Here is a 24,080-nt window from a genome sequence, read left to right as displayed (position 1 = left end):
GCAATGGACACTTCGAACGCCAAACCCATGCGTTCTACGGCCCCTTGCTTATGCGTCCACTTCTAAACGGGCGCTTGCGCTTTTCTAATTTTGTATGATAGATTGCTTGATTACTGGTTTCATAGCTTCAAATGGATTTTTACATGATCCGCAATACAGAATACTTCTGCACGCAGTTGGTCCAAACACATTATCCATCGATGTATAGTCAGATCCGCAATACGGACAATCAACGGTCCATTCTTCTCCCGGATGATAGTTTTTAGGTGGGGGAGAAATGCCGTGTTTCTTGAGATTTTCTCTTCCAACAGCGGTGATTGAATCTGTCGACCAATTATGCTTAAAGGAAAATTCAACCTGGCATTCCTTAACCCAATCAACAGCATCTACGGCCTTCTGTACATTTGCTTCAATTATCTCAAGTGCTGGACACCCTGCAAAAGTAGGAACCATGGAAATAAAAACCCGGCTTTGAAGCACTACAACATCATGAACCATGCCAAGGTCAAAAACACTGACAGAGGGAAGCTCCGGGTCATCCACTGTTTTTAACACAGCTAAAATTTCCGTTTGTCTTTGATTATCCTTCACATGTATTCCCCCTTACCATATTGCTTGCTTATCACTTACATACACTTCAGCTAATATTCCCAGAGCCTGCTCGAGATCTGCTGTATGTTCACCATTCCTGCCGCTACCATATCTCTTGTCTAATGGTGCATCGGGTATGTTGTTCAATGTCGCTGTAACATCTTCCAGCCATCTTTCCTTTACAATTTGTTCCCCTGTGATTAAGTTAAATTGTTCCATGGATTGCGACTCTGACCCTAGTTCCAGAACATCCTGAAATTCATTCCAGGCTTCCTTTATTCGGGACTGGATTCGTTTCCTTGCATCATCATTTGACCCTTGAAGCTGTTTCAGCCACATTTTCCAATGCGCCAGATGGTATGTTTGTTCCATTAATACTTTTTGCGCCACCATTGCAAGTGGCTGGTAAGAACTGGTTGCAACCGCTTCCAATTTTGTCTTTTTAAATGTTTCATAGAGATAATTTCGTACCACAGTTAAGGCCCAATCATAATAAGGCTCTTCCAAATAGGAACCTTCCCCATTTTTCTTTTCAAGGTAAATTCCGTTACGTCGTTCTTTCGGTGGACGTTCATGGGCAAGTACGTCAGCCTTCCCCGCGCCAAGTTCTTCCAACAAGTCATAAAACAGAACCGCGTGCCCCATTGTATTTTGGGTGATGGAAGAATAAGCAACATCCTCCTCAATATGTGGTGCTAAGCCCAACCATTCAGAGCCACGGAAAGAAGTGATAAAGTCATCGTCCGCCAGTTGATAGAGTAATTCGGTTAACGCTTTTAAATAGGATGGATCCTGTTTGGCATCTGCTGCTGTCTCCCTTATTGTCATGGCTTTTTCACCTCTTTCCACGACAGTATTTCTTGTTCGTCTAACATACCCTGTTCCTTGTCGCGCCACTTTTTACGCAGGTAGCCGTAGCCTTTTGTTGTGCGGTAGTCTTTGTTATCGAGCCGTTTTGTCCAACCTTGGCGCTCTTCACTTGTCATTGAACGAATGTTACTGCGCTTCACAACCCACACGTCCAATACGTCTTCCCTGCGCATAAAGTTTTCAACAGCCATGTTAAGTGCCATTTCTTCATTTGGTGCCAGCAGACTGAATTGATGCTGAACTTTTGCTTTGACACTTTTCTTGCTAAACACTTCATATTCTTGGTAAAAGTTAGATCCATCATGATTTTCCATATATTCCCCTCCAATTCTTCTATGAACGAACAGGCTCAGGTGCTAATGCCTGCCTGACCCACCGATTATTTTCATAGGCAATTTCCCGTAAACGCAGGCGCTGTTTTGAACGTGGCCCTTTATTTTTAATAATTTGTTTGAATTCGTCCCAATCGGGCTGCTTGTATATCCACTTTTCCTCATCCTTGTCGTAATGCACGGTTTCATCAGGAACGGTTAAACCAAGTGAGAATACCCTTGGTAAATATTTGTCCAGAAAGGCCTGCCGCAGCTCTTCATTTGAACTTTTACGAATCCGGTATTTCATCATCACATCCTGTTTTGAAGAACCTGTTGTTGATGCGGATCCTGGTCCGAAAAACATTAACAGGGATGGCCACCAGCGATTTAATGATTCCTGTAAAATTTCTCTTTGTTCGTTTGTACCCTCGGCTAATGCCATAATGATTGATTCACCGTGCTGCGCGTGAAAAACTTCTTCTGCACAAATGCGTTGAAGCGCTCTTTGATATGGGCCATATGAGGCATCCAGCATGTTTGTCTGGGAAATAATTGCTGCCCCGTCAACAAGCCAGCCAACCATACCGGCATCTGCCCATGTTTTCGTTGGCATATGAAATACGTTATGAAATTTTAGATCACCATTTAATAAATCTTGCATCAGGTTTTCTCTGTTTTTTCCGTAAGGTTTCATCAAATCTTCTGTCACGCGAAGCAGCAGCTGACCATGGCCCATTTCATCCTGCACCTTTGCCATAATGCCCAGCTTTCTTCTTAAGGTAGGTGCTTTAGGGGTCCATTCTTTTTCAGGTAATGCGCCCATGATTTCACTGATTCCATGCATGGAAATAAGTTTAATCAGTGATTGACGATACTCGTCAGGCATCCAGTCATCGGTTTCAATCTTTTCCCCTGCTTCAATACGAGCCATGAAGGCAGCATACTTTTCAGGATCGTCCCCATGAGTATTCGCTACTGCATCCCCATCCTCAATATAGTTATACATCACACCATCTCCCCATCACGTTTATATAACGTCAGTATATCAAAGTGTTATATTGTTATCAATATTTAAATTTTCTATCAATGATGGGGACTGTCCCCATTACAATAAATGTAGTACAATATCTATCAGGTAATTTACTATACAGGGAACAAGAGGAAGGAAAGCTAATGGAAAAGGTATTTAATACGCGTTCTATGATTTTTACTTTATATGGAGATTATATTAGTCATTATGGCAATGTGATTTGGATTGGCAGTTTAATTCGTTTGCTTAAGGAATTCGGACATAATGAACAATCTGTACGTGCAGCCATATCACGCATGAACAAGCAGGGATGGGTTCAATCAGAAAAAAAGGGGAATAAGAGCTATTATTCGTTGACAGACCGCGGAAGGGCCCGGATGGACGAAGCCTCTAAGCGAATTTATAAATTGGAGTCAAAAGCCTGGGATGGCATTTGGAGAATGCTTATCTACACCATTCCTGAAGAAAAGCGCCATCTTCGGGATGAATTGAGACAGGAATTGATATGGAGTGGCTTTGGCCTTCTATCAACTAGCTGTTGGATTACACCAAATCCTATGGAACAACAAATTCATGATTTAATTAACAAGTATGATGTCGCATCATATGTTACCTTCTTTCAAGCAAAGTACGAAGGAATGAGCGACCACCATAGCTTAGTTAATAAATGCTGGGATTTAGACGAAATTAATGCACGGTACACCCAATTTATCGAAGAATACAGTCAGGAATATAAGCTGGACAAACAAAAAATTGCTAATGGGGATATGAGTGATGGGAGTTGCTTCGTTAAACGTTCATTACTCGTCCATCAGTATCGAAAGTTTTTGTTCATTGATCCTAGTTTGCCTAAAGAACTATTGCCTGGGAAATGGATTGGCGATGCGGCTGCCGATCTGTTTACGGATTATTACCATATTCTTGAAAAACCAGCCACCCGCTTTTTTGAATCCGTTTTTGAGAATTAAAAAAGCTCCAATGGTGGACATATTTATATTTCGTCAAATTAATAGCACGCGACATCCGCGTGCTATTTGAATTAACTTATTTAATTTCTTCAAGTACGTCTATTCTCTGAAACTCCTGTCCCTTCTGAACATACGTATTAATCGTTTCCTCAATCATTTCCATATCTTTATCTGTTAATGTACGGACCACCTTTCCCGGTGATCCTAACACAAGTGAACGAGGCGGAATAATTTTACCTGAAGGAACTAGGCTATTAGCTCCAACGATTGAATACTCCCCTATTTCGGCTCCATCTAACACTGTCGCACCCATACCTACTAGGGATCCTTTTCTTAATGTACATCCATGAATGATAGCATTATGGCCGACAGATACCTCGTCCTCCAGGGTTAACGGAAACTTCTCATAAAGGTGGCACATTGAATTTTCTTGTATATTACAGCGTTCACCAATCCGGATTGGTCCTTCATCACCTCTGAGCACAACATGGAACAGGACAGTTGAGTACGCTCCAATCTCCACATCACCGATTACCTTGGCACCATCGGCAATATAAGCCGTTTCATGGATTCTTGGAGATTGATCTTTATATCGATAAATCATGAACTGGTTCCCCCTTACTATATTGTTTGCCTTGTTCGTTGGTCCACGATCCGGACAGCTTTTCCTTCTGACCTTGGAATTGACTTTGGCGACAGCACATTCACATCAATTGTTACCAGACATTCCTCTTTGATCATGGCCTGTATCTGTTTCTTTAAACCTAGAACCTTAACATGTTCCGGGTCACGCTCGCATGCTTGGAACGTCATCTCGGATAATTCAACTTGAAGTTCTACGCTGTCCATATGCCCATCTTTCCTTACATAGACCTGATAATACGGAGCTAACTCTTTAACCTGCAATAAGATACGTTCCATTTCAGAAGGAAATACGTTAACGCCGCGAATAATAAGCATGTCACCAATGCGGCCTTTGATGCGTGACATACGGGTTGTCGACCGTCCACACCTGCACATTTCCCGGGTAATAGAAGCAATATCTCCTGTTCGATAGCGGATTATTGGAAAAGCTTCCTTCTCCAAGCTTGTGAATACAAGTTCCCCATATTCACCGTCCGGCAGTGCTTCTAATGTATGGGGATCAATTACCTCGACAAGAAAATGGTCCTCCTGAATATGTAATCCATCTTGATGTTCATGGCATTCAATCGCTACGCCTGGTCCAACGACCTCGCTAAGTCCGTATATATCCACAGCTTTGATGTTCAGCTTTTCTTCCAATGTAATCCGCATTTCATCTGACCATGGTTCTGAACCAAAAATGCCATATTTCAAACTTGTTGCCCGCGGATCTTTCCCCTCTTCTTCCATTTGCTCTGCAATGCGCAGTGCATACGAGGGTGTTGCACAGATAACTTTTGGCTTTAAATCCTCTATTAAAAGAATTTGCCGTTTGGTATTCCCGCCTGACACAGGCACTGTCGTAATTCCAAGTTTCTCACCACCGAGATGAAGGCCAAGACCACCAGTAAACAGGCCATACCCATAGGAATTGTGCATAACGTCACCGGCTTTGCCACCTGCCGAAACAATAGACCTTGCTACAATTTCTGCCCAATCATCAATATCTTTTTGTGTATATCCGACAACAGTAGGCTTACCGCTTGTCCCCGAGGATGCGTGCAAGCGAATGATATCGTCCATGGGCGAGGCAAAAAATCCATACGGGTAATGGTTTCGTAAATCCTTTTTTTCCGTAAACGGAAGTTTCCGGATATCATCCAAGGACTGAATATCTTCGGGTTCAATTCCCAGTTCATTAAACTTTGCTTGATAAAATGAAACATGATTGTCCACTCGTTGTACAGTTTGCTGTAATTTCGTTAGCTGCAGGTCATTCATGTCCTCCCGGCTCAATGTTTCCATTTTCTCATTAAAAATCAAATGAAATCCCCCTTCTTAAAATGACTGCTAACTGTGTATTGCCAATGATCAATCAATGGACATGACGCAATACATCTTTGACGTTGTAATTTTGTTATTGAATATAATAGCGCTTACATAATGGAATGTCAATTCTATTTTGAATAGTCAGCAATTACATTTTTTCTTTGTTTTTTATCAAACATGTATGTATTTAACTAGTTAACAAAAACTATTGCATCTAATACTTTCAAGACGGAAAGGTTGAATTCCCTTATGAAAAAAAGCGTTATTGACTGGCCGACTTTTATTGGAGCATTATTTTTAATTCTTGCTGTATCCATACCTCTGATTCTTTTTCCTGAAGCTGGTGCATCAGTTGTAGATAAAGCTAATAACTTTATGACTGGCAACTTTGGAATGCTGTACCTATTAGTAGGATTATCGGCATTTGCATTCCTGATTTTTGTAGCATTTAGCAAAAATGGACAAATAAAGCTTGGAAATGCAGAAGATAAAAGAGAATTTGGAACCTTTTCCTGGGCGGCAATGTTGTTCGCAGCAGGAATTGGCTCAAGTATCCTATATTGGGGCATGATTGAGTGGGCTTATTATTATCAAGGACCGCCATTTGGAATTGAACCCGGATCTGATAAAGCAATCCAGTGGGCCTCTTCTTATGGGATGTTTCATTGGGGTCCGATTGCTTGGGCTATCTACACCTTGCCAGCATTGCCAATTGCTTACTTTTACTATGTTCGTAAAAAACCTGTACTTAAAATTAGTGAAGCAATACGTCCAGTTTTAGGCAGACTTGTTGATGGGCCGCTTGGTGTTATAATAGATGTTCTCTTTATGTTTGGATTAATGGGTGGCGCTGGAACCACATTAGCACTAGGAACACCGATGATAGCAGCAGGCGTTCACGATCTAACCGGGCTTCCAATCACCCTTGGTTTAAAAACAGCAATCATGCTACTTTGTACGATTATTTTCGCAATCAGCGCCTACTCCGGTTTACGCCGGGGAATCAAAATATTAAGTGATGTCAATTTATGGCTAGCAATATTTGTATTGTTATTCATCTTTGTTTTTGGACCAACGCTGTTTTTAAGCGAAACAACGATAACCAGCATTGGGCTGATTATGGACAATTTCTTCCGCATGGCTACGTGGCTAGAACCATTTCAGAATTTGGCAGGATTTACTGAAACGGGATTCCCTGAATCGTGGACTGTATTTTACTGGGCCTGGTGGGTTGTATATGCACCTTTTGTCGGGTTGTTTGTCGCGCGGATATCACGCGGAAGAACAATTCGGGAAATGATTCTCGGTACGATGATTTATGGAACAATAGGCTGTATTCTTTTCTTTGGAATTATGGGTAACTTTGGCCTGTATTTGCAATTAAGCGGTGGTTTCGATGTCATTGGATTTATGAATGAGAATGGTACACCAGCAGCAATTATTGCCATTCTTCATGAGTTACCAATTGCATCTTTTATGGTTACTGCATTCACCGTTTTAGCGGTGATATTCTTAGCAACAACGTTTGACTCCTCATCTTATATATTAGCAGCAGTTGTGCAAAAAGAAGTTCAATCGGAGCCATTAAGATGGAATCGATTATTCTGGGCATTCACACTATGTCTATTGCCACTTGTTCTCATGTACATCGGCGACCTGGAAACATTGCAAACAGCCAGCATTGTCGCTGGTTTTCCAGTGATCTTTATCATGTTCCTGCTGGCATGGTCATTTATGAAGGCATCAAACAGTGACCTCAGAGAATCGAAAGGCTACAAGCCACCAACGATTCACATAAACCGCAAAGAAATTCTGGAACGGTTACGACAAAAGAACAAGAAACGATCAGCTCTGGAAGCTTTCCAGGACAAAGATTTAAACCGTGATAAATAATCAAAAAAGTACAAGCGCCCGTCTAGCAAAGAACCAACTGTGCCAGTGAACACAGTTGGTTCTTTGCTAGTGGTGGAGCTAGGCATAACTTAGCAAAAGACCTGCATACTCTATAGAGCATCCGGTCTTTTGTCTATGTCCAAGCTATTTTGAACTACCTAATCCGTACTTCATACCATATTTTCTTCGGGGAGTGATCACTAGTCTCAGGTAATTTTGTTACTTTTGATTTTGGGAATTTCAGCTGAACATACTGCAATTCAGCATTTGTTAAACGTAATTCCCTAACACAGGCTCCATCCTTAAAGGATTCGGATAGAAACTCATCGAATCGCTTATCCTTTTGACGGTTCATCCATCTTCCCCCTTCGCAAAAAAGTAATCGGATTATTACATTCTAACTTAGAATATGCAAATCCTTGCGGGTATAGAAGCAGAAACTTTGTTTACTCGCTACTATGATCGGACAATTTGCTTTTTCCGTTTCAAAGCCTTCAAAACAATTTCCCTCTCATTAAACGGTAATTCCTGATCACCAATTATTTGTGTGGTTTCATGACCTTTTCCAGCGATAAGGATTGTATCATCTTTATCACTGGCTTCAATCGCATAATTAATTGCCTCTTCACGGTCCGGAATAGCTTTATACTGGCCATTAAAACTATCCATCGCCGCAGCAATTTCGTCAATAATCAACATTTGATCATGTTTCTTTGGATTATCGGATGTTACGACAGAAAAATCAGCGTATTTCGATGCAGTGTGACTCATACCAACTCGTTTTTCTTTTCCCTGATCACTTTCATCTGCATAGACGCCAAATACTAGTACCAATTTGCCTTTAACGAAGGGACGCAATGTATTCAATGCTTTTTCCAAAGCTGCTTCCGTATGAGAGAAATCGACAATCACTTTGTAATCTTGTTCCTTATAAACAGTTTCCATTCTCCCTTTAATTCCTGTCACTTTCAATATTCCCTGCTGAATTTCAGCTAAAGAAATATCACTCGCATATGCACAGGCAATTGCAGCTAAACTATTATACACATAGATATCACCAGGCAAATTGACGGTAATTTCCGCACTTCCCGAAGGAGTGTTTACCGTATAGGTGGTCCCATCAAATGAGTAACGGATATTTGTAGGATAAATATCTGCTTTTTGATTGATACCATAAGTAAGTAAAACCGTACCATAATCCTTAACTCGCTGGATAAGCCTTCTACCATATTCATCGTCCACATTAACAATATTGCATTCCTTTGTTAGATCAAACAGCATTGCCTTCGCTTCAAAATACTCGTCCATGTCCTTATGCAATTCCAAATGATCTGGAGACAGGTTTGTAAAAATCCCTATATTGAAGTCACTGTAGGCAACCCGTCTTAGGTTAAGCGCATGTGAAGAAACCTCCATAATGCAATTGTCTGTTTGTGTATCCGCCATTTTTGAGAAGAACTGTTGAAGATTCAATGATTCCGGTGTAGTATTTTTATTTTTAATATGCTGATCACCAATCATTGTTCCTGTTGTACCAATTAGCCCCGTTGACCTTTTTGCTTGTTCAAAAATAGATTTTATAAAGTATGTTGTGGAGGTCTTGCCATTTGTCCCAGTTATTCCAACCAGGTTCAGCTTTTCAGTAGGATTCCCGTAAAAGTTCGCTGAGATTCGTGCCAGGGCATCCCGTGAATTCTCAACTTTTATTACCGTTACATCCCCCCGCACTGGCGTTTCTTTTTCAAGAATAATGGTTGTTGCACCTTGTTCTACTGCATTGGCAATAAACTGATGGCCGTCAACAGCAAAGCCGGAAATTGCGACAAATAGACTGTCGTTCACGACATCCCTTGAGTCGTAGGCAATAGCCTCCACCTTTCTATCCAAGTTACCTTCTATGTTATTCCATTCGAGTCCTTGTACTACAGAGGATAATAACATTGTTTCAGCTCCTCACTTGCGGTTTTCCCGCTTCGTTAGTTCTTATTGTTACTGAATTGTTCCTTTATTATCTGCAACATTTTCTTTATATAATTGGCCCAAGGCAATTCCAGCTCCATAATCCATACCTTGACAACCTGCCAATAATACAAGGTCATCTTTGGCCGTATCAGCGAGAGCATGGTGTATTGCATTCGGGAGTTCATCAAATACCGTAACATTAATATTTGCTTGTTCCATTACATCCAAAAATACTTCCAATTCCTTATCCGTGACCTCGTCCTGAGCTGTTACATGGGAGACGCTCTTTGTTGCGGTTATCTGATGGAGACCAAGTTTTGATGCATGTTCAACGACCGCCTCCGCATTTTCCCTGTTTATCACAACTCCCCTGCTGCCCCTAATGGCATATACAATATGGAGATTGTTATAAGCCATCTGCTGCAGGGTTCCTAAAGTAACGTTTATATTTCCCGGATTAGCGAAATGATCATCCACTATCTTGATTTCATCTTCATAAATAAATTCAAATCTTCTTGGCACCCCGAGGAATTCTTTAAGTGTTCGCTGAATGGTTGTAATTGGAATGTCGCTCAACAAGGCGATTGTAATTGCAACCATTGCATTGTAAACGGAATGCAAACCGGGAACATCTAACGCAATATCAAAAGTGCTTGGTTGAAATTTCTTTATACTCGTTTTGAACGGTTTTAAAATCTCCACTTTAAATGTAGCTCTCCCAGTTGTTAAATCAATACCTTTACAATGTATATGACCATCCTTGTTTTCAATGCCAAAAGTTATCACTTTGGCCTTTGTTTGATCGACCAGCGAGGCAGCATAAGGATTGTCCAAATTCAGCACTGCAAAGCTCTCCTCATCGGCATCACGAATTAAACTGGACTTGACTTCAAAGTATCTCTCAAAAGAGCCATGTGTATCTATGTGTTCACGGCTCACATTGTTAAGCGCTACAATATCATAATGAACAGTGTTAACACGTTGCATCTCCAGTGCAGCTGATGATACCTCCATACTTACATGAGATACATTCTTTTCTACCATTTGATTTAAATAATACTGTAAATCCAATGATTCAGGAGTAGTAAGTTTCGATGAGATGGAATGGTCATCAATTTTTACCGTGACAGTGCCAATTAATCCTGTCTTTAAGCCAGCATTTTCAAAAATGGCATTCGTCATATAGGACGTGCTCGTTTTTCCATTGGTAGCAGTGATTCCAATCATCTTTAAATGTTTAGAAGGCTGATGGTAGAAATTACTTCCAATTTGCGCCAGGGCTTGTCTTGTGTCTTTCACCACAATTTGCGGGATATTTACACCATCCTGCAAATCCTCTACAACAGCAACCTTTGCGCCCCGTTTCTCAGCATCTGATATGAAACTATGCCCATCTACTTCTCTTCCTTTCACACAAACAAACATGTAATTGTCAGAGACCATTTGTGAATGATAAGCGACGCCTTCAATGTCAATAGAAGCTACCTCACTATTATTGATGACATCAATTGACTTTAACAATTGATCTAATTTCATCTTTATTCTCCTTTTTTCAAAAATAGAATCGGTCCCAGAGGCTGTCCACTTTACATCTAGCTTATCACAGCCGGCATAACTTCATACCATATCTGAAAGTCATTATTTGTTCTTTTCATTTACCACTATTATACATGAAATTTGATGCTATGAATATTTTAGACCCCTTATCAATTATGATTTGCGCAAGCGGTAAAGTTTGTAAAAGTTTTTAATTGTAACCTTTAATACGGCGTATAGCGGAATGGCAATTAAAATACCGACAAATCCATACAACGCACCAGCTACGACTAACAATAATATGATTGTTAAGGGATGCAGTTGCAGCCTTTTACCAAACACAGCTGGCGAGACAAGATTACCTTCCAGCTGCTGAACAATGAAGAGAATAATGAGCACATACACAACCATTATTGGATCCTGAATTAATGCAATTAATATAGCTGGTAAAACACCCAGAGCAGGACCGATTAGCGGAACAACAGCCGTAATTATCACGAACAAGGCGAGAACCAGAGCATAATCCAGGTCAATAACCAAATAGCCGATATACATTAATGTTCCATCCACCAACCCTACTGTCAGCTGGCCAAGGATATAGGACGCGAGTGTACGGTCAATATCCTTTAGAATTGCTTCTCCCTCTTCCATATGTTTTTTGGGGATAAAATTTAACAGATACGGCAGCAATTTATGCCCATCCTTCAAAAAATAAAAGAGAATAAACGGAACCAAAACAAGAACGGTCGCCACACTGGTAATCGCGCCAACGATGGCTGCAATGTTATCGCCAATCGTTTGTGCAAGGTCACTTAGGAATGTAATGGATTTTTGTTTAATTTCTTCAACAGAAAACATCCCGAAATTATTTTTTTCAATCAGCCTTTTGGTCTGTTCAACGGTATTCTCTACTTTTGTCGGCAGTTGATCTGTCAGCTGCTGCGCCTGATCAACAATTTTCCCACCGACGAACTGGATGAATAAATAGACCAATAGTGCTGCAATGGCATAAACAACGATGATTGCCACGGAACGGTTCAAAAATTTCTGTTTAGCAACCAGTTCTACCACAGGTCTTAAAATATAGTAAAATAAACCAGAGATGATAATCGGAAAGAACAAAATCGTAACCAACTTTTGAAAAGGGTTAAGAAAAAAGTCAACTTTTCCGAGGAAGTAAATACAGAGTAATACGATTAATGTTCCTGTCGCATATTTAAAAAACGAATGTCTAATCCACATTCAAAGCACCTTCCTCATTGTTTTTACATTGTTACCCTTTACCTTTTTTACAAGTATACTAAACCGGCAATTCATGGCGCAATCGGCATAATAGATAAATCACACGGAAGTGAATGAAAACCATCTTTCCAGGAAAAAGTATCAGTGTTGGGAGTTGAATATCTTGGAAAATGCATGGATGTCATTAATACCTTTTCTAATAGTTATCGGCATGTCAATATGGTTAAAAAAGATTATGCCCGGATTGGTTCTTGGACTCGTCGTTGGAGCATTGCTTGTTGAGGCTAATGTTCTTGGCGGTGCACGCGAAACAATTACATATATCGTAACCACCCTATCGGACAAATCCAATATTCAAATTATCGCATTCCTTTACTTATTCGGCGGCCTTGTTGGCATGATGACCATATCCGGCGGGATAAAAGGATTCTCCGAATGGATTGGAGAAAAAATACATTCGCAGCGTGGACTGCTAACCTTAATATGGCTTACCCTTCCATTTACATTTATGATGCCAATGTTCCGGATTATGATGATTGGACCAGTAATTAAATCAATTATGGAAAAAATGAAGCTCTCTAAACAAAAAGTGGGACTGACAATGGATGTTTCCACTGAATCCGTCATCGTGCTGTTACCAGTGGCAACGGCGTTCGTCGGTTTTATGATCTCCTTAGTTGAAAGCGGGATTCAAAAACATGGACTTGATGTATCAGCCTATCATATTTTTTTACTAAGTATTCCTTTTAATTTCTTTGCAATTACAACACTAGTACTTGGCCTTGTTCAAACATTTTGGAAGTCGAATAAAAAGGATGAGGAACCAAAGCAAGAAAAAGAGGCAAAAACCGATGAGCCTGATTATCATAAACTAGGTCGTAAAAAAGAATTATCCATGGTTAAAGCACAGCCTTGGAACCTAATTGTACCGTTATTCCTCTTATTGGGCCTGTCTTTATACCTTTTATGGAAAGACGGTGTCGAAAAAGGTGCGGACTCTATCTTTCAGGCATTTTCACAGGCTGATGCAACTTTTGTGATGTTACTTGCCGTCTTTCTGACATTAGTAATCACATTTATCTTTTATATGCTGCGCCGTCAGTCCTTGAACGAAACAATTTATCACTTTTTTGATGGCGGAAATAACCTGATGCAGGCAATTATTTTGTTAGTGCTTGTCTGGTCCTTATCTCTTGTTGCAGAAGACCTTGGTTTTTCTAAATTTATCAGTTCCACCCTCGGGTCTTTTTTGCCAGCATTCACTATTCCTGCAATCATCTTTTTGATTGGGGCAGTTGTTGCCTACTTTATCGGATCATCATGGGGAACCTGGGGATTATTTATGCCACTCGGAATCACACTTGCCACTGTTACCGATTCTTCTTTAGCTCTTACAGTCGGAGCAGTATTTGCAAGTGGAGCGTTTGGCGCACTTGCATCACCACTTGGAGACACTACAATTACAACCGCCTCGATCCTGGATATGCCGCTAGTGGAATATGCCCGATATAAATTGAAGTTTGCTTCCATATGTGCAGGCATAGCTGTTCTTTTATTTCTTGGTGCCGGATTCTTTTTTGTCTGATTATGTTGGGAATTACGGCCGTTGCCCAAGATTTATCGGCCGTTGTTGGGATTTATCGGCCGTTGTTGGGATTTATCGGCCGTTGTTGGGATTTATCGGCCGTTGTTGGGATTTATCGGCCGTTGTTGGGATTTATCGGCCGTTGTTGGGATTTATCGGCCGTTGTTGGGATTTATCGGCCGTTGTTGGGATTTATCGGCCGTTGTTGGGATTTATCGGCCGTTGTTGGGATTTATCGGCCGTTGTTGGGATTTATCGGCCGTTGTTGGGATTTATCGGCCGTTGTTGGGATTTATCGGCCGTTGTTGGGATTTATCGGCCGTTGTTGGGATTTATCGGCCGTTGTTGGGATTTATCGGCCGTTGTTGGGATTTATCGGCCGTTGTTGGATTTATCGGCCGTTGTTGGGATTTATCGGCCGTTGTTGGGATTTATCGGCCGTTGTTGGGATTTATCGGCCGTTGTTTTTTGTTGGATTTATCGGCCGTTGTTGGGATTTATCGGCCGTTGTTGGGATTTATCGGCCGTTGTTGGGATTTATCGGCCGTTGTTGGGATTTATCGGCCGTTGTTGGGATTTATCGGCCGTTGTTGGGATTTATCGGCCGTTGTTGGGATTTATCGGCCGTTGTTGGGATTTATCGGCCGTTGTTGGGATTTATCGGCCGTTGTTGGGATTTATCGGCCGTTGTTGGGATTTATCGGCCGTTGTTGGGATTTATCGGCCGTTGTTGGGATTTATCGGCCGTTGTTGGGATTTATCGGCCGTTGTTGGGATTTATCGGCCGTTGTTGGGATTTATCGGCCGTTGTTGGGATTTATCGGCCGTTGTTGGGATTTATCGGCCGTTGTTGGGATTTATCGGCCGTTGTTGGGATTTATCGGCCGTTGTTGGGATTTATCGGCCGTTGTTGGGATTTATCGGCCGTTGTTGGGATTTATCGGCCGTTGTTGGGATTTATCGGCCGTTGTTGGGATTTATCGGCCGTTGTTGGGATTTATCGGCCGTTGTTGGGATTTATCGGCCGTTGTTGGGATTTATCGGCCGTTGTTGGGATTTATCGGCCGTTGTTGGGATTTATCGGCCGTACTCCCTCGATGGTCATCGAGCTTCGTACGGCCGTTCCATCAGTATTCAACTTTTTTCGCTCTTAACCGCATAAATCATGCTTAGGATATCGTTAAATTGATGCGTTTTCACCTGATAATTGTGATCAATAAACCATTCGACTAATACAGAGCGATCTGCATAAAACTCATCTTCAATTGCCTCAATAGCCTCGGTATTTCCCGATTCATGATAACCCTTTATAACCTGTTCCCGATGATTTCTGTGCAAGAACATAAGGTCCACAATACAAATTTGTCCTTCACCCTTTAATACACGATCCATTTCCTTAAATGCCAGCACTTTTTCTTCATCTGTCAGATGGTGCAGTGCATAGCTCGATACTATGCCATCAGCCTGACTATCCAATATCGGTAACGCCAGGAAATGGCCCTTGCGTGTTTCCATATCAGGATGCTTTCCATTGCAGATCTGAAGCATCTTTTCAGATTGGTCTATCCCGATTACTTTAACACTTTTCGATAAGAGTTTTGAGCCAAGGTTGCCTGTTCCAGCACCAATATCCAGGCAAACATCTCCGGAATTAAACTGTACAGTTTCTACCACTTTTTTCAATGCTTTTTCATAATCCTGATGCACATTAAAACGATATCCGCACATTTTTAAATTACGGTCATATCCTGCTGCCTGTTTGTCAAAGTTCCATTTATCATTCCAGTTCGCCCTTGCATTTTTCAGACCCTTTAGATGTTTCGCCAATAGAAAAATGTCTTCAATTTCGTATGTTTCAGACTTAACACGATCTACCATTACATCTATGGTTTCTATCATGTCCTTCATTTCTATCCATTTTTCAAAGAGCACTGACCGCTGAAGATTCAAATAATCCCTCATGCTCATATCAGGATTCTGCAGGATTTCGCCAATATCCTTTACAGATATCCCAATTTCCCTCATCGCCAGAATAGTACTTATACGAATAATATCTTTTTCCATGAATGTTCTATAATCGTTCTCGCTATCTTTTCCCGGGTAAATCAATCCTTTCTCCTCATAAAACCTGATTGATCTCGATGTTGTATTCAAACGCCTGGCAACCTCTTTAATTTGCATGTAACCATCTCCTTTGCATTCACTATAAACGTTGACGTAACGGCAATGTAAAGAATTATTTTAAAAAAAGCAAAAGCGTGTCTTGTTCAAACCCAATAATCTTAAGCAGTTGGACAATAGAACTAAATACGCACCGCTAAGCCCCAGAGTTGTTCATGGATGCCAGTTACCCATGTTTTAAAGAGCAGAATTTTTATGATATCTTACTCTTTTAAAAAGGTGCTGCCAATAATCTGGCAGCACCTTAAAGGTTATTTATTCATGCTGGCAAAGAAGTCACCTAGTGGATCATCGTCAAGTTCAACTTCCTTTTCATCATCAGATTGAGCATGTATGTCTTCCTGCATATCATCGAGATTAATGTCACCGAGCCTTTCACTTGTGGCGCTTTTTTGCGGTGGCTCCGGCTCACTAGCATTACTGCTGGCCATCTCGTAAATGGATTCATCCATTCCGCTCATTCCATTATTCAGAGAAGAAAAGAGTGAGGTAGCGCGCATTGGATCGCTCAACAGTTGATATAAAATAGTGCCAATCAACGCTTCGGAATGCTCATGCTTAATCCAGCTTTTTTGCGCTTTTGTCAATTGTTTGGGCAGCGGGATTGTTAGAGTTTCACGTTCTCTTGAATATGTCTCATTTACCCCTTTCAGCACATACTGCGCAATTTTGCTGGAAAAATTCCTACGCTCCGTTTCCTTTAACTTTTGCAACAGCTTTAAAATATGGTCTGGTGTATCGGATGGAACACGAAACGTGATTGATTGTCCGCGCTCTATACTTTTTTTAGTATCTGACATACCATCACCCTACTTTGCTTTTTCTGCAGTTTTTTCTTCCTTTGTATCTTTTACATCTTTTGTTGATTTCGCAACAAAATCTGAGATTAGTTTGTAATAAGCATTTGCCATCATCCAGATGCTTTCATTTTCATCCTCAAAGAATTCGATATTAAATCCATCAAGTTTGTTGTTCAAGGCTTTTATATAGTCTTTTAATACTGCAGATCCGCCACCTACAAAATAGCAAATTTCTGATTGCGAATTTTTTGCCCAGACATTACGTAAATAACGGTACTCTTTTTTGGCTAATTCTAATAGAATACGGTCAGTTATATCATGTACGTTCGTCCTGCTCCCTTTTACCATGATATGGTGCCGATCATTTTTACGTGTGATAATATCCACTACGTCACGACGGCTGTCCAGCTCCACGCCATGTTTTGTCCGGATTTCTTCGCGGATCTCTTCAAGTGACTCTGCGACACCTAAATTAAATCCTTGTGCCTTATCATCGTCGACATTGCGGTTGCGAATTACAGCGATATCTGTTGAAAGGCCGCCGATATCCTGAATCAAAATTTGTTTGTCAATTAGATCCTTATTAATGATGTTTCTATCATTATCCATAATAAGGTTGACATATGCCGCGAAGCCCTCAGGATATATTTTCACTTCATCAAATTTAATGTTTACCTTTTTACCTTGATATTTAGGAGTAACAAGGAATTCCACTTGATGAACTGACCCTAACAGCTGTGAACGATATCCGACATCTTTCCCTTCTTTTACTTCACGAAGCGGAAGGCCTGTCCCAAGTGTGTAATTTGCATCAATGACATCATTCTTGCCAGATTTAAAATCTCCGTTACTAACAGCATCCAATGCCAATGAAGCAATTAACATAACGACAGTTTGATCTTCCTCTGATTTACTGCTACCTGGATCAAGCTCTGTTGAGTTATTTGTCTTTGTTGCTAGATTACCAACACGATAAACAGCATTATTCTCCTCCAGGGCAGGGGAGTGGACGCGTATATGTATATTGTCCAGTGGTTCCTTTTCATCAAGTTCCTCGATTCCAATAACAGGACGGTCTTCCATATCACGCGCGATTACATTTGGTATATACAATTCGTTTTCTAGTTTTCCAAAGTTAGCCTTCAATGCATCATTTCCTACATCTACCGCAGCAATTCTAGATTTACTCATTAACTATCAATCTCCTTTCAAAAGTTACTACACTACTAATAATAAATTATCCTCCATAAATAGGCAATCGGTCTTTTTTCGTATTCTTTTTCGTATACATGTTTACGCTTTTGTGTTCGTTGTCAAATCAACATGTACACATATTTGTTTACTTGCAAACTTGTTTGTATTCTTTTTGTGTACATTTTGTTTACAAGTATTCATTTTTGTGTACATTTAAATTTAACCATATATTTCCTTTTTTGTCTGTTATAAATGTCCATTTGAATTTTGGGAAAATTATAATTGTCTAGTGTGAAGTCACAAAACGTTCACATACAATTAGTGGTTTACAATTAACTTTAAAGAATGGAGACTTATACTTACATGGGGAATTTGTCGAAAAACAGGGACCAAGGAAACTGCAATGTTAGCAGCAGCCTTCTTTTGCGTTGGGGTTGCCGGTTACGGACTAGTAACTGAATTGGAATCATTGTTGTTACTTCACCTATTTTATGGCGTTATCGGTGGAATTGGCTTAGGAAATACGTTAGAACTTATAAAGCCCCTCCCTAACACCTAATTGGAAGGGGCTTCAAAAACGGCTATTCTTATCCAAAAGAAAAACTCCTCGTTATTCGTATTTTGGTTACCGTATGCGGCGGCTTTCAATAATAGTTTGTAACTCATATATATTCATCATGTAGGAATCCCTCCCTATTTCCTTGATAGTTCAAGTATAGGCAGAAATTGAATACTCCATAACAGCTATCAGCATGAATTTTCCTCAACCTGCAGACCGATTTTATCCAGGACCCTAGAATATAAAGTTAAATTTATCATTATAAAACAGACAAAAGAATAAGCGAGGGATGTCCCTCGCTATCTCACACATTTATTCAATTACACGATCCCAGAACCGATGGGCAGCAATAGCCTTAACAAAACTAGTGGCAAATTCTTTCATATCATCATCAACGATTACACCAGTACTTTTTGCTTTACCGCTCGCTTCGAGCCATTTTTTACCTTCATGTGTACCGCCAATCGGTTTAAAGTGGGAAAATGCTTCATTTATGAAATAGGCTGTTTCTCTATGGAATTTTCCACTTACATTTTCACCACCGACTACATATATGGCATCAAATAATACAGATTCTCCTGTAAGGAATGTATGATCCACATCCACTATATTCCCATCATCTCCTGTTACCATACCAAGCTTTTCACTAACAATTTCGGGAACTGCGCCATCCGCTTTAAGTGTGTTCAATACTTCAGATACTTCACTGCCCTTAAAACCGTCGCCTAACAACACAGCAACTTTCCGGGTTGCTGCCTTTTTACTGGTGTTTTCCTGACTTAACGCAGGTGATGACTTGATTACATCTGATTCACCTTTTTCAGGGGGCATAACACCGATTGCATCAGCAACTGGCTTTGCTAGTTCCATACTTACATTAGCAAACATATCAACAACTTGCTGTTGCACTGATTCACTTTCTACTTTTCCTAGTTCAAAACTGAAAGCAGCCTTTATATGTTCTCGTTCGGCATCACTCATGCTATTCCAAAACAAGGTAGCCTGCGAGAAATGGTCCTTAAAACTTTCACTGCGTGCACGAACTTTACGTCCTTCCACCTTTTCCTGATAATGGACATAACCGCCCTCTTCCCAACTTGAGGGTGCAGGCGTATTTCCAGCTAAAGAATTATTATGATAGCTTACCTGCCCTTGATTAATCGTTTGTCTGGCTATACCATCCCGTTGATTATTGTGAAACGGACAAACAGGTCGATTAATTGGAAGTTCATGAAAGTTCGGGCCACCTAACCGGCTTAATTGTGTATCCGTATAGGAGAATAACCGGCCCTGCAGCAATGGATCATTTGTAAAGTCGATACCTGGTACTACATGGCCCGGATGGAAGGCAACCTGTTCTGTTTCAGCAAATACATTATCCACATTACGGTTAAGCGTCATTTTACCAATGATTTTAACCGGTACATCTTCTTCCGGCCACAATTTAGTTGGATCTAAAATATCAAAGTCGAACTTAAATTCATCTGATTCATCTATAATTTGCGCACCCAATTCATATTCAGGGTAATTTCCACTTTCAATTGCCTCAAACATATCGGCACGGTGAAAGTCAGGGTTTTTCCCATTAATTTTTTGTGCTTCATCCCATACCACCGAATGAGTTCCAAGCATTGGTTTCCAGTGGAATTTCACAAAGTGTGCTTTACCTTGATCATTTACAAAGCGGAATGTGTGAACACCAAACCCTTCCATCATGCGAAAGCTTCTTGGTATTGCCCGGTCAGACATTGCCCACATCACCATATGTGCAGCTTCTTGATTGTTTGCAACGAAATCCCAAAACGTATCATGGGCAGAGGCAGCCTGCGGAATTTCGTTATGAGGCTCTGGTTTAAGTGCATGAACCAAGTCCGGGAACTTCATAGCATCCTGGATAAAAAATACTGGAATATTATTCCCTACCAAGTCATAATTTCCTTCCTCCGTATAGAATTTCGTTGCAAAACCACGTGCATCACGGGCTAGCTCGCCAGACCCCCGTGATCCGGCAACCGTTGAGAACCGCACAAAAACAGGTGTTTTTTTTGCTGGATCCTGTAAAAATCCGGCTTTTGTATACTCTTTCATAGATTCATATAGTTCAAATTCACCATGTGCTGCGTATCCCCTAGCATGTACAATACGCTCGGGAATCCGTTCATGGTCAAAGTGAGTCATCTTTTCACGAAAATGAAAGTCCTCCATAAGTGTTGGACCACGTTCCCCTGCTTTTAGGGAAAATTCATCCTCAGAGACATTCAGCCCCTGATTCGTTGTCATTTTTTTATCTTTATCCTCCGCTCGAAACTGATCCAGCTGTTCATTTTTTTTGTTCTTGCTCATTTGGAAAGTTCCTCCCTTTGAATAATATTTAATGTTTCTACTCCTTTATTCCCTTGAACTTGGCTACACAAACTATTTGTTTCTTGATTAATTACCATGGTAATGCTAAAATGAATAATATTCACTTATATACGAGGTGACACAAATGCGTGTAAAAAAGCAGGAAAAATATGACGCAATTCTTGAGGCAGCATTTCATATAATTGAGGAAAAAGGTTTTGAAAACACGTCTATTTCAGACATTGTAAAACGTGCAAACGTAGCACAGGGCACATTTTATTTATATTTCAAATCAAAAAATGACCTAGTTCCCGCAATAGCTGAGGAACTACTGACCATCACAAATGACATGCTTACAGACTATGTTAGGGATTCTATGTCCATTGATGAAAAACTGAAAAAGATGATTGATGTGACATTTGAAAATACGAAGAAGTATAAAGCAATTATTGCATTGTGCTATTCAGGTCAAGCCTACGGGCATTCTTTTGGAAAGTGGGAAGAGATGTATACGCCATACTACAACTGGATGGAGAAGCACTTGCTGCAGGCTAAAGAGCAGAATGAAATAGCCCAGGATACCAAAATTGAATTTAGCGTACGCATCATCATTAACACGATCGAACAAACCGCAGACCGTATGTATCTAACAAATAGTATCACTGGGGTTGATAGCCATGAAGATCTCAAAAAAGAACTTTTTAATTTTATAAAACGGGCATTGGTTTAATTTTTATTTTTAAAATGAATGACATTCATTCATTTTAGTGAGGTGTTTAACATGAACTGGATTTTAATCATAATTGCTGGTGTTTTAGAGGTATGCTGGGCCACTTTCCTAGGGTATGCGGATTCATTATTTGATTGGGTACTGGTAGCAGGTTTAATGGTTATTAGCTTCTGGCTGGTCACATTAACCTTCCGTACCCTCTCAGTGGCTGTGGCCTACACTGTATTTGTTGGTATCGGAACAATTGGCACGTATCTTTTTGGAATACTAAGTGGGGAGCCATTTTCCATAAAGCAACTATTTTTCTTTATGCTATTGGTAATTGGAGTTCTTGGTATGAAATTTACTACTAAAGAAGGTGACAAATAATGGCATGGATCCTATTAATGATTGCCGGGACCGAGGAAGTTATCTCGGTAAGTCTGTTAAAATATGTACATGAATACAGGAAAAAGTGGCCGGTCTTCATCATTGTATTAGGTTACGCGCTCTCCTTTACCTGTATGGCGATTGCGATGAAGTCCATAACGCCTGGAGTGGCTTATGCGGTCTGGACTGGAATGGGAAGTGTTGGTATTACCTTGGTCAGCTACTTCTGGTTTAAAGAAAAAATTTATTTACCACAGGTAATATGCCTTAGCTTGATAGTAATTGGTATTGCTGGTCTAAAGTTAAATTAGGCCAGTGGCAGGAATTTAACTTTATATGAAGAATAGATTAGAAAAGAAAATTAAATTCCAGGAGTGATAAATGATGAATAAAATTGGTCAAATCGGTGTGCCAGTAAAAAATATAGAACGTGCTATGCATTTTTACAAGGACTTATTGAGCCTCTCGTTTTTGTTTAACACGGAAGGTATGGCCTTTTTCGATTGTGACGGGGTAAGGCTTATGTTAAGTCTGCCCGAAAAAGAAGAGTTCGCACACCCAAGTTCTGTAATTTACTTTCAGGTTGATGACATTCAGGGGTCATATCAAGAACTCACGGAAAGAGGGATTTCATTTATCAATGAGCCGCATCTGATAACTAAAGCCGGGAACACCGAGACATGGATGGCGTTTTTCAAAGACTCAGAAGATAATACACATGCATTGATAAGTGAATTTGCAAGTTAACAAGGCAGGGGTGGTGCTTTTCTGCACCACCCCTAGTTCACTCGTTTAGCTTAGCCTTCAAATACATGTACTGCGGCTTCTGCAACTTGTGTGTCCTGAGCAACAGCACCGCCACTTACACCTACAGCACCGACTACTTTACCATCCTTTACCAGTGGAATCCCACCGCCAAATACAACAATTTTTCCTTGGTTCGTCGTGTTCAATCCATATAGCTCCGCATTAGGCACTGTCGCTTCAGCTAAGTCACTTGTCGGCATCTTAAGGGCAACAGATGTCCATGCCTTATTTTGTGCTATATCAATGCTCGCAAGCCACGCATCGTCCATACGATGAACTGCAATTAAGTTACCTCCCTCATCCATAATGGAAACAACCATTGGTACATCGATTTTCTTCGCTTCCTTCTCAGCGCCATCAATTAACTTTTTTGCAAGGTCCAACGTCATTTCACTCAAAATAATCCATCCTTTCATTTAAAAAGCTACGTATATTAAACAATTCCCACTTTATCATATTAAAAACATAATTGTATTTTATTAGGCAAACTTAGGAAAGAGTTCCCCGCCCGAGGGAGAGGTTGGCTGATTAGGCAACCTACGAACTAAATCAGAATATCGTTATTGAAACTTAGGACTTAAATAATTATACCTAAGCAAACTAGGCCAGAAACAAAATATAACTAAAAAGGAGCCGAATCAACGGCTCCCCTTTTATTCTGCATCTTTTTATTGCATTTTGTTTTGTTGTGATTGCTGTGTTTGTTGTGCTTGTTGTGTTGCTTGATTTTGTTGGGCTTGGTCAGCTTGCTGACGAGCCTGCTGCACTTGTTGCTGCGCTTGTTGAAATTGTGGATCTTGTTGTGCATTAGCCCCAGCCTGGTTTTGGCAGTTTTGCAATGTTTGCTCCGCTTGCTGAAGTTGTTGCTGCGCCTGCTGCAATTGTTGCGGATCAGCGCTAGCCTGTGCCTGCTGTACTGCTTGCTGGGCCTGCTGCGCTTGCTGAGCAGCCTGTTGAATCTGTTGCTGTGCATTTTGTTGTGCCATAATGTAAAAACCTCCATCCGTTTTTTGAGCTTCTAAGCACTCTGTATGTATCGTTAACAAGAACTCGTAATTTATGTATAGTTAACCAAAGTTTTACAAGGTCTTTTCTAACAGATTGTTGGTTTTGGCACAAATTCTATAAACAAAGAAAAACGCATCTGAGTATG

Annotated in this window: 24 protein-coding genes and 1 pseudogene; 9 read left to right on the top strand and 16 right to left on the bottom strand. The window is 40.5% G+C overall.

The window, feature by feature from the left end; genetic code table 11:
• Nucleotides 1–84: 84 nt before the first annotated feature.
• Genes paaD through paaA form a run of 4 tightly spaced genes read right to left on the bottom strand, consistent with a single transcriptional unit; the run spans nucleotide 85 to nucleotide 2,781 of the window.
• The gene (gene paaD / locus CFK37_RS07170; RefSeq protein WP_089061214.1) at nucleotides 85–591 is read right to left on the bottom strand and encodes a 1,2-phenylacetyl-CoA epoxidase subunit PaaD; all 507 of its coding nucleotides are present in this window, start codon (nucleotides 589–591) and stop codon (nucleotides 85–87) included.
• Nucleotides 592–603: 12 nt separating this feature from the next.
• Entirely contained in the window at nucleotides 604–1,419 is an 816-nt protein-coding gene (gene paaC, locus CFK37_RS07165; protein ID WP_089061213.1) for a 1,2-phenylacetyl-CoA epoxidase subunit PaaC, read from the bottom strand.
• On the bottom strand, nucleotides 1,416–1,775 hold the full coding sequence (gene paaB, locus CFK37_RS07160; RefSeq protein ID WP_089061212.1) for a 1,2-phenylacetyl-CoA epoxidase subunit PaaB: 360 nt from the start codon (nucleotides 1,773–1,775) through the stop codon (nucleotides 1,416–1,418). The genes paaC and paaB overlap by 4 nt, the downstream gene beginning before the upstream one ends.
• A gap of 19 nt (nucleotides 1,776–1,794) precedes the next feature.
• Nucleotides 1,795–2,781 carry a 1,2-phenylacetyl-CoA epoxidase subunit PaaA gene (gene paaA / locus CFK37_RS07155; protein WP_089061211.1) on the bottom strand — a complete coding sequence of 329 codons (987 nt, stop codon included), beginning with the start codon at nucleotides 2,779–2,781 and terminating at the stop codon, nucleotides 1,795–1,797.
• 167 nt (nucleotides 2,782–2,948) lie between these two features.
• Here paaA and paaX point away from each other — a divergent pair, with 167 nt between their 5' ends.
• Nucleotides 2,949–3,773 carry a phenylacetic acid degradation operon negative regulatory protein PaaX gene (paaX, locus tag CFK37_RS07150; RefSeq protein WP_089061210.1) on the top strand — a complete coding sequence of 275 codons (825 nt, stop codon included), beginning with the start codon at nucleotides 2,949–2,951 and terminating at the stop codon, nucleotides 3,771–3,773.
• A gap of 76 nt (nucleotides 3,774–3,849) precedes the next feature.
• On the opposite strand, the gene CFK37_RS07145 is transcribed toward paaX, so the two are convergent.
• Both CFK37_RS07145 and CFK37_RS07140 read right to left on the bottom strand, forming a co-directional pair.
• Entirely contained in the window at nucleotides 3,850–4,377 is a 528-nt protein-coding gene (locus tag CFK37_RS07145; protein WP_089061209.1) for a gamma carbonic anhydrase family protein, read from the bottom strand.
• Between the two features lie 17 nt (nucleotides 4,378–4,394).
• Nucleotides 4,395–5,717 carry a phenylacetate--CoA ligase family protein gene (locus tag CFK37_RS07140; protein WP_089063562.1) on the bottom strand — a complete coding sequence of 441 codons (1,323 nt, stop codon included), beginning with the start codon at nucleotides 5,715–5,717 and terminating at the stop codon, nucleotides 4,395–4,397.
• Nucleotides 5,718–5,975: 258 nt separating this feature from the next.
• Between CFK37_RS07140 and CFK37_RS07135 the strand changes: the two genes are divergently transcribed.
• Nucleotides 5,976–7,619 (top strand): BCCT family transporter, encoded by a 1,644-nt coding sequence (locus CFK37_RS07135; protein WP_089061208.1) that lies wholly within the window; start codon nucleotides 5,976–5,978, stop codon nucleotides 7,617–7,619.
• 154 nt (nucleotides 7,620–7,773) lie between these two features.
• Here CFK37_RS07135 and CFK37_RS07130 read toward each other — a convergent pair whose 3' ends face one another.
• The 4 genes from CFK37_RS07130 to CFK37_RS07115 all read right to left on the bottom strand — a co-directional run bounded on the left by CFK37_RS07130 (nucleotide 7,774) and on the right by CFK37_RS07115 (nucleotide 12,359).
• A complete protein-coding gene (locus tag CFK37_RS07130; RefSeq protein ID WP_089061207.1) occupies nucleotides 7,774–7,974 on the bottom strand; it encodes a hypothetical protein in 201 nt (66 codons plus the stop codon).
• Between the two features lie 101 nt (nucleotides 7,975–8,075).
• The gene (locus tag CFK37_RS07125; protein WP_089061206.1) at nucleotides 8,076–9,560 is read right to left on the bottom strand and encodes a UDP-N-acetylmuramoyl-L-alanyl-D-glutamate--2,6-diaminopimelate ligase; all 1,485 of its coding nucleotides are present in this window, start codon (nucleotides 9,558–9,560) and stop codon (nucleotides 8,076–8,078) included.
• Between the two features lie 48 nt (nucleotides 9,561–9,608).
• On the bottom strand, nucleotides 9,609–11,117 hold the full coding sequence (locus CFK37_RS07120; protein ID WP_089061205.1) for a Mur ligase family protein: 1,509 nt from the start codon (nucleotides 11,115–11,117) through the stop codon (nucleotides 9,609–9,611).
• A gap of 174 nt (nucleotides 11,118–11,291) precedes the next feature.
• Nucleotides 11,292–12,359, bottom strand: coding sequence for an AI-2E family transporter (locus tag CFK37_RS07115; RefSeq protein WP_089061204.1), 1,068 nt, complete (start codon nucleotides 12,357–12,359; stop codon nucleotides 11,292–11,294).
• A gap of 163 nt (nucleotides 12,360–12,522) precedes the next feature.
• Between CFK37_RS07115 and CFK37_RS07110 the strand changes: the two genes are divergently transcribed.
• On the top strand, nucleotides 12,523–13,944 hold the full coding sequence (locus CFK37_RS07110) for a Na+/H+ antiporter NhaC family protein (RefSeq protein ID WP_172840467.1): 1,422 nt from the start codon (nucleotides 12,523–12,525) through the stop codon (nucleotides 13,942–13,944).
• 2 nt (nucleotides 13,945–13,946) lie between these two features.
• A complete protein-coding gene (locus CFK37_RS07105) occupies nucleotides 13,947–15,098 on the top strand; it encodes a hypothetical protein (protein ID WP_089061203.1) in 1,152 nt (383 codons plus the stop codon).
• Here the strand turns inward: CFK37_RS07105 and CFK37_RS07100 are convergent.
• The 3 genes from CFK37_RS07100 to CFK37_RS07090 form a co-directional block, all read right to left on the bottom strand.
• Nucleotides 15,079–16,125: a MerR family transcriptional regulator gene (locus CFK37_RS07100; RefSeq protein WP_089061202.1), complete on the bottom strand. Its 1,047-nt coding sequence runs from the start codon at nucleotides 16,123–16,125 to the stop codon at nucleotides 15,079–15,081. The genes CFK37_RS07105 and CFK37_RS07100 overlap by 20 nt on opposite strands.
• A gap of 251 nt (nucleotides 16,126–16,376) precedes the next feature.
• Nucleotides 16,377–16,925: a hypothetical protein gene (locus CFK37_RS07095; protein ID WP_089061201.1), complete on the bottom strand. Its 549-nt coding sequence runs from the start codon at nucleotides 16,923–16,925 to the stop codon at nucleotides 16,377–16,379.
• Nucleotides 16,926–16,934: 9 nt separating this feature from the next.
• A complete protein-coding gene (locus CFK37_RS07090) occupies nucleotides 16,935–18,116 on the bottom strand; it encodes a ParM/StbA family protein (RefSeq protein WP_089061200.1) in 1,182 nt (393 codons plus the stop codon).
• 368 nt (nucleotides 18,117–18,484) lie between these two features.
• Between CFK37_RS07090 and CFK37_RS20375 the strand changes: the two are divergent.
• Nucleotides 18,485–18,639, top strand: a pseudogene (locus tag CFK37_RS20375) (MFS transporter); the annotation flags it as partial.
• Nucleotides 18,640–18,990: 351 nt separating this feature from the next.
• Here CFK37_RS20375 and CFK37_RS07085 read toward each other — a convergent pair.
• On the bottom strand, nucleotides 18,991–21,021 hold the full coding sequence (locus CFK37_RS07085; RefSeq protein ID WP_089061199.1) for a catalase: 2,031 nt from the start codon (nucleotides 21,019–21,021) through the stop codon (nucleotides 18,991–18,993).
• Nucleotides 21,022–21,166: 145 nt separating this feature from the next.
• Here CFK37_RS07085 and CFK37_RS07080 point away from each other — a divergent pair, with 145 nt between their 5' ends.
• From CFK37_RS07080 to CFK37_RS07065, 4 genes are all read left to right on the top strand, one after another.
• Nucleotides 21,167–21,751 (top strand): TetR/AcrR family transcriptional regulator, encoded by a 585-nt coding sequence (locus CFK37_RS07080; RefSeq protein WP_089061198.1) that lies wholly within the window; start codon nucleotides 21,167–21,169, stop codon nucleotides 21,749–21,751.
• A 51-nt stretch (nucleotides 21,752–21,802) separates the two neighbouring features.
• The gene (locus CFK37_RS07075) at nucleotides 21,803–22,120 is read left to right on the top strand and encodes a DMT family transporter (protein ID WP_089061197.1); all 318 of its coding nucleotides are present in this window, start codon (nucleotides 21,803–21,805) and stop codon (nucleotides 22,118–22,120) included.
• Nucleotides 22,120–22,431, top strand: a complete 312-nt coding sequence (locus tag CFK37_RS07070; RefSeq protein WP_089061196.1) for a DMT family transporter — start codon at nucleotides 22,120–22,122, stop codon at nucleotides 22,429–22,431. Before CFK37_RS07075 ends, CFK37_RS07070 begins: the two co-directional genes overlap by 1 nt.
• Before the next feature lie 70 nt (nucleotides 22,432–22,501).
• Nucleotides 22,502–22,867, top strand: a complete 366-nt coding sequence (locus CFK37_RS07065; protein ID WP_089061195.1) for a VOC family protein — start codon at nucleotides 22,502–22,504, stop codon at nucleotides 22,865–22,867.
• 50 nt (nucleotides 22,868–22,917) lie between these two features.
• Here the strand turns inward: CFK37_RS07065 and CFK37_RS07060 are convergent, their stop codons facing one another.
• Nucleotides 22,918–23,325: a GlcG/HbpS family heme-binding protein gene (locus CFK37_RS07060; protein ID WP_172840466.1), complete on the bottom strand. Its 408-nt coding sequence runs from the start codon at nucleotides 23,323–23,325 to the stop codon at nucleotides 22,918–22,920.
• Between the two features lie 270 nt (nucleotides 23,326–23,595).
• Nucleotides 23,596–23,913 carry a hypothetical protein gene (locus CFK37_RS07055; RefSeq protein ID WP_089061194.1) on the bottom strand — a complete coding sequence of 106 codons (318 nt, stop codon included), beginning with the start codon at nucleotides 23,911–23,913 and terminating at the stop codon, nucleotides 23,596–23,598.
• Nucleotides 23,914–24,080: the final 167 nt, after the last annotated feature.

It is taken from the genome of Virgibacillus phasianinus, assembly GCF_002216775.1.
Taxonomy (GTDB): domain Bacteria; phylum Bacillota; class Bacilli; order Bacillales; family Amphibacillaceae; genus Virgibacillus_F; species Virgibacillus_F phasianinus.
Note: the sequence above shows the minus strand (reverse complement) of the source record. Positions and strands in the feature narration are given on the sequence as shown.